The sequence below is a fragment of the Pseudomonas sp. MD195_PC81_125 genome, from assembly GCF_014060985.1.
Lineage (GTDB): Bacteria > Pseudomonadota > Gammaproteobacteria > Pseudomonadales > Pseudomonadaceae > Aquipseudomonas > Aquipseudomonas parakoreensis.
The window spans coordinates 1-5,958 of sequence record NZ_JABULD010000317.1 but is presented as its reverse complement, the minus strand read 5'-3'; the positions used below and the strand labels follow the sequence as shown (position 1 = coordinate 5,958).

General features: G+C 59.4%; 6 protein-coding genes and 1 pseudogene. 5 read left to right on the top strand and 2 right to left on the bottom strand.

All coding sequences use genetic code 11. The features are described from left to right. Positions 1-254 precede the first annotated feature (254 nt). Positions 255-923: a polysaccharide lyase family 7 protein gene (locus tag HT737_RS13300; protein WP_047297095.1), complete on the bottom strand. Its 669-nt coding sequence runs from the start codon at positions 921-923 to the stop codon at positions 255-257. 334 nt (positions 924-1,257) lie between these two features. On the opposite strand from HT737_RS13300, the pseudogene HT737_RS32740 reads away from it, so the two are divergent. From HT737_RS32740 to HT737_RS13285, 4 genes and pseudogenes are all read left to right on the top strand, one after another. Beyond that, positions 1,258-2,494: pseudogene (locus HT737_RS32740) on the top strand (diguanylate cyclase domain-containing protein); the annotation flags it as partial. A 27-nt stretch (positions 2,495-2,521) separates the two neighbouring features. Next, a complete protein-coding gene (locus HT737_RS32735) occupies positions 2,522-3,382 on the top strand; it encodes a putative bifunctional diguanylate cyclase/phosphodiesterase (RefSeq protein WP_374011161.1) in 861 nt (286 codons plus the stop codon). A gap of 43 nt (positions 3,383-3,425) precedes the next feature. Beyond that, the gene (locus HT737_RS13290; RefSeq protein ID WP_003229006.1) at positions 3,426-3,917 is read left to right on the top strand and encodes a M48 family metallopeptidase; all 492 of its coding nucleotides are present in this window, start codon (positions 3,426-3,428) and stop codon (positions 3,915-3,917) included. Positions 3,918-3,988: 71 nt separating this feature from the next. Further along, positions 3,989-4,285 (top strand): helix-turn-helix domain-containing protein, encoded by a 297-nt coding sequence (locus HT737_RS13285; RefSeq protein WP_003229005.1) that lies wholly within the window; start codon positions 3,989-3,991, stop codon positions 4,283-4,285. A gap of 124 nt (positions 4,286-4,409) precedes the next feature. Here the strand turns inward: HT737_RS13285 and HT737_RS13280 are convergent, their stop codons facing one another. Next, positions 4,410-4,862 carry a GNAT family N-acetyltransferase gene (locus HT737_RS13280; RefSeq protein ID WP_182402811.1) on the bottom strand — a complete coding sequence of 151 codons (453 nt, stop codon included), beginning with the start codon at positions 4,860-4,862 and terminating at the stop codon, positions 4,410-4,412. Positions 4,863-5,119: 257 nt separating this feature from the next. Between HT737_RS13280 and HT737_RS13275 the strand changes: the two genes are divergently transcribed. After that, a complete protein-coding gene (locus HT737_RS13275) occupies positions 5,120-5,857 on the top strand; it encodes an ABC transporter substrate-binding protein (protein WP_047297090.1) in 738 nt (245 codons plus the stop codon). The last annotated feature ends 101 nt before the right edge of the window (positions 5,858-5,958 follow it).

The window sequence follows — 5,958 nt, the reverse complement described above, 5'->3', positions numbered from 1 at the left end:
CCTCCAGGCGCACAAGCCGGCGGATTCTGGCGTAGCTGTAGGTATCCACGCAAGTTGTTGTAGGCATCGGGAAGTAACCGCCGAGCGATTTAAAACAACACCGTTTAAAGGATGTCCGACTGGCAATAAATAACACTGTGGCGAGGGAGCTTGGCTCCCGCTGGACTGCGCAGCAGGCCTCGCTTTTTTTAGGGCCGCTGCGCGCCCCAGCGGGAGCAAGCTCCCTCGCCACAGGGATTTGTGCCAATGAAGCCTTATTTGTCGTGGTCGATGTCGAGTTTGCTGAAGGTGACCTGGCCGCCTTCGCTGGTATAGCCGGTGTTGTCCTGCACATACACCCCGGCCTTGAAGTACAGCGGCTTGTTGCGCCAGGTCGCGCTGATCTGTGAGTCCCACTGGTAACCCGCCGCGCTTACGCCAAGCGCACCGCCGGGGCTCAAGTGGATCAGGTAGTTGAATTCGCGATCCAGCTTGATGCCGGTGGCGAGGGTGATGACGCGGCTTTCCTGGTCGTCGGGGTGCATTCGCACTTTGATCACCAGGTTGCCGTTCTGGGTTTTTTCCTTGTACTGGTATTCGAGCTTGACCATCGGGCGCTGGCTTTCATAAGCGTGGATCTGGCCGATGACGATCTTGCCGGAGCTGGGCACCTTGTTGACCGAAAGGGTCGCGCGCAGCAGGTTGTCGGCGTCTGGGTAGTACCAGTTGCGCAGGGTGCCGTTGCTGTAGGTTTCGCGCAGTTCGGTGCGCGGGTAAATGGCGTTTTCGGTTTTTGACCCGGTCACCGGCGACCAGAAGAACAAGGTGCCGGTGTCGGAATGGAAGTACTGATCCTTGAAGCCATTCACCAGTTTGGAGGTTTCGACGGTGTACGGCGGACTGCCGACGGGAACGCTGAGGTTCCAGGTTGCGAGATCGATCATGTCGGTTCTTCCACTCAATTTTCCTGAACGCGAGTGCCAGAAGCTCTAGCCCGCGCTTTTTCGGGCGGCAGTTATAAGCGTAGAGGTGTTTTTTGTTAACGCCCGTTTGGCAGATGATTGGCGTCAACATCCTGTCGAAATGCCATCTGTGCCGGTTTTCGGGGGCTGCAGGGGTGACCGTTAGTCGGTAAATTACAGCTTTGGCTAAATGATGGCGGCGTGGCAGCTTCTGCTTTCACAGATCCGGGACTAGAGTGATGGCTCAGTAACTGTACGGTTTTCACAAAAAACCGGCCGATAGTCCGACAAGAGATGTCCCGACAAGAGAAGCAGCATGGAATGCGCGCAACCCCAGCCAGGTGAAGGCAGCTCTGTCCTTTTGATCGTTGATGACTACCCTGAAAACCTGATCAGCATGCGCGCGTTGCTGCAGCGTCAGGATTGGCACGTCATGACCGCCGCCTCCGGTTTCGAGGCGCTCAATCTGCTGCTCGAACACGACGTCGATCTGGTGCTGCTGGACGTGCAGATGCCGGGCATGGACGGCTTCGAAGTCGCGCGGCTGATGCGCGGCAGCCAGCGCACGCGTCTCACACCGATTATTTTTCTCACCGCCAACGAGCAATCACAGGACGCCGTGATCAAGGGTTACGCCAGTGGCGCGGTGGATTACCTGTTCAAACCGTTCGATCCGCAGATCCTCAAGCCGAAAGTCCAGGCGTTGCTCGAACACCAGCGCAACCGCCGCGCCTTGCAGCGTCTGAGTCATGATCTGGAGGTCGCGCGGGCCTTCAATGCCTCGGTGCTGGATAACGCGGCGGAAGGCATTCTGGTGCTCGGCGAGGACGGCCTGATCCGCTTCGCCAATCCGGCGATTTCGCGCTTGCTGAATGCGCCGGTGAAAGAGTTGGAGGGCAAGGAGTTTCTCGATTTTCTGCAGAAACCGCATATCCCGCTGTGGGCCGGTTCCGAGTTGCTGGCCGGCTATAAACGCGGTGAGACCTTGCGTCTGCACGATGCATTATTGCGTACGGCGCCGGGGCAGCAGGTGCCGGTGGCGTTGTCCTGTGCGCCGCTGCCCGCCGAGCAGCGGGCGATGGTGGTGACGGTGCTGGACATGTCGGTGGTGCGTCACCTGCATCAGCAGCTGGAATTTCAAGCGGTCACCGATCCGCTGACCGGTCTGCTCAATCGCCGGGGCTTTTATCAGACGGTGGAAAACCTGCTGCTGCGCGGTGAACGCAGCGACAGCAGTTGGGTGCTGCTGTATCTGGATCTGGATGGCTTCAAGCGGGTTAACGATTCCCTTGGCCACGATGCCGGCGACCGGGTGCTGCGCTGGGTCTCCGAGCAGTTGAAAGCTTGTCTGCGACCGTTCGATATTCTCGCGCGCATGGGCGGTGACGAGTTCACCGCGTTGCTCGATCTGGAGTTTCCCGAGCAGGCCGCAAAAAATTGCCGAGAAGCTCATCGAACGGGTGTCGATCTGTCAGCAGATCGAAGGACTGGACATCGCTCTCGGCGCGAGTATCGGCATCGCCACTTACCCGGACTGCGGCGCGAACCTGGACGGTTTGCTGCGCGCCTCCGACATCGCCATGTATGAAGCCAAGCGCGCCGGGCGTCAGCAATATCGTTTTTATGATCACGAAATGAACGGTCGCGCCCGCTCGCGGCTGATGCTCGAAGAGAGCGTGCGCAATGCCATCGAGAACCGGGATTTCAATCTGGTGTATCAGCCGCAGGTGGCGATCGACAGCGGGCAGATTCGCGGTTTCGAGGCGTTGCTGCGCTGGCAGCACCCGAGCGTCGGCGATGTGCCGCCGGGGTTGTTCCTGCCATTGCTGGAGGAAGCACGGCTGATCAGTCGGCTCGGTAGCTGGATCTATCACCGTGGCGCCGGCCAGCGCAAAGCCTGGGAAACCCTGTTCGCCGAGGATCTGGTGCTCGGCGTGAGTTTGAGCAACACCCAGTTCGGCCTGCCGAACCTGGTCACCGAATTGCGTCAGGTGCTGGAGCGGCATTCGCTGCAGCCGCAGCAACTGGAGGTGGAAGTCACCGAAGACGCGCTGATGCACAACCCCGACGAGACCCGCAAACAGTTGCGCCTGCTGCGTAATCTCGGGGTGCGGGTGGCGCTGGATGACTTTGGTTCAGGGCCGTGTTCGCTGGCGTATCTGCGTGATCTGGAACTGGATACGCTCAAGCTGGATCGACACCTGATTGCGCGGCTGCCGGACTCGACGCGCGACGCGGCGCTGGTCAGCAACGTGATCAATCTGTGCAAACAGTACGGTTTGCTGGTGATCGCCGAAGGCGTGGAAACCGTTGAACAGTATCAATGGCTGCAGGCGCATGGCTGCGAATACGTACAGGGTTTCCTGGTGGCGCGTCCGCTGACCTCCGAGGACGCCGTCAGCTTTGCCAAACCCTTTGACTGGAGCGCGCTGCCGGTTTGAATTCGCTACACTGGCGCTCTTTTCGAACCGTGCTGCCGTGTCCATGACTGCGTTGAAATACCTCCAGGCCTATCCCGCGCAATTGCAGGATCAGGTGCGCCAACTGATCGCCGAACAGCGTCTGGGTGACTACCTGAGCCAACGCTATCCGGGACGTCACGATGTGCAGAGCGACAAGGCGCTGTATAGCTACGCGCTGGACCTGAAGCAGGAATACCTGCGCAACGCGCCGGCCATCGACAAAGTGCTGTTCGACAACCGCCTCGACCTGACGCATCGCGCGCTGGGCCTGCACACCACGGTCTCAAGGGTGCAGGGCGGCAAGCTCAAAGCCAAGAAAGAGATTCGCATCGCCTCGCTGTTCAAGGAGGCGGCGCCCGAGTTCCTGAAGATGATAGTCGTGCATGAACTGGCGCACTTCAAGGAATCGGATCACAACAAGGCCTTCTATAAGTTGTGTGAACACATGCTGCCGGGGTATCACCAGGTCGAGTTCGATCTGCGGGTGTACCTGACGTGGCGGGATCTGCAATGAAGATCAAAAGATCGCATTCCAACTGTAGGAGCTGCCGCAGGCTGCGATCTTTTAACGTTGGGAGTGTTTAGATGGACGTAAGCAAGACCAAAAGCAGCTTTTACCGGCGCCTGTACGTGGCCTACCTGATCGACAGCGGCCTGGCCCCCAGCGTCCCGGCGCTGACCGAAGTGACCGGCATGCCCCGGCGCACGGCGCAGGACACGATCGCCGCGCTGGCGGATCTGGATATCGTCTGTGAGTTCGAGCAGGAAGAGGGCGCGCGCAACCATGCCGGGCGCTATCGGATTCGCGAGTGGGGGGCAATTGATCGCGGGTGGATCGAGCGCAATCTGCGGCAGATCAAGGCTGTGCTGGAATATCCCTGAGTTTTGCAGTGTTTGAGCTGACGCAATCGCTGGCAAGCCAGCTCCCGCAAGGGAGCTCCAGTCAACACGGTTGTTGTGAGCAACGGATGAACCTGTGGGAGCTGGCTTGCCAGCGATGAGGGCCTCAAGGACGACGCATGCCGATATGCGGAATGTCATCCTCCAGATACTCCTCACCCGCCACCACAAACCCGTACCTGCCGTAATATCCCTGCAAATGCGCCTGCGCCGACAGATAGATCGGCACCTGCGGCCAATGCTTCTCGGCCTGTTTCAGCGCCTGCTCCATCATCTCGTGCCCCAGCCCTTTGCCGCGGCCCTGTGGCGCAATGATCACGCGGCCGATCACCACGTCACCGCCCTGGGACTCTGGATCGAGCAGGCGCAGATAAGCCATCAACTGATCGTCTACCCAGCCCATCAAATGATGGGTATCGCCGTCCAGATCCTGGCCGTCGAGGTCCGGGTAGGCACATTGCTGTTCGACCACGAACACCTCCGAGCGCAGCTTCAACAGCGCGTATAACTGCTCTTTGCCCAGATCGCTGTGATGCTTGCAGATCCACTCGATTGTCATCTTCCGACTCCTTGAACTCCGTCGCCCGATACTAAGGGCACAGGCGCTGAATGTCTGTATGGCGGAAGAGTCTGTGACAAAGGTCAAAATGCCATCATTCCTTTCTCGCGGTGACGGTCGCTTTGTGTAATCTGCTGGAAAGCGCTGTGCACGGGCTTCAATGAGCTACTGTTAGGGCCTGGGTTTCGCCGGTACGGGGCCTTGGGGTTTTGACTGGAAAACACGCCGGGCCAACCGCCCGCTAAGGATTTTCAAGCATGCCGCGACTGCATCGAGCCTTTGCCTTGATCGGACTGCTCTTGCTGGCCCAACCCGCCGCTGCGGACAAGCTGCGACTGGTATTTGATATCTGGCCACCCTTTACCGACGACACGCTGGTCAACGGTGGCCTGGCCACCGACATCGTCAGCACCGCGCTGGCGCGGGCCGGTTACGCCAGCGACTATGAGCAGGTGCCGTGGGCGCGGGCGTTGTTGGGGGTGGGCGAGGGCCGGTACGACGTGCTGGTCAATGCCTGGTACAACGACGAACGCACCCGGATCGGCCAGTTCTCTGGCGAATACCTGCTTAATCGCATCCGCTTTCTCAAGCGCAAGGACACTCCGCTCGAATACAACAGCCTGGAGCAACTGCACACCTACCCGGTGGCGGTGGTGCGCGGTTATGCCTACTCGCAGGCGTTCGATGCCGACACGGCGTTGCAGAAAGTCCCGGTACACAACTTTGCAATGGCGGTGCGCATGCTGGCGGCGGATCGGGTCAAGCTGACCCTGGAAGATGAGTATGTCGCGCGCTATTACCTGGCGCGCGAATCACCCAAGGTGCGCAACGCCGTGGAGTTTCTGCCCAAACCGTTGAGCGAGAATAGCCTGCATATTCTGGTGAGCCTGAAGAACCCCGAGCATGAGCAGATTGTGGCCGGGTTCGACAAGGCGATTGCGGCGATGAAGGCGGATGGCAGTTATGACAAATTGCTGCGCCAGCATGGCATGTGAAGGCTGATCCAGAATCTTCTGTGTGGTTGATGGCCTCTTCGCGAGCAGGCTCGCTCCCACATGGGTTCTGTGTCGTACACACATTCACTGTGGGGAGCGAG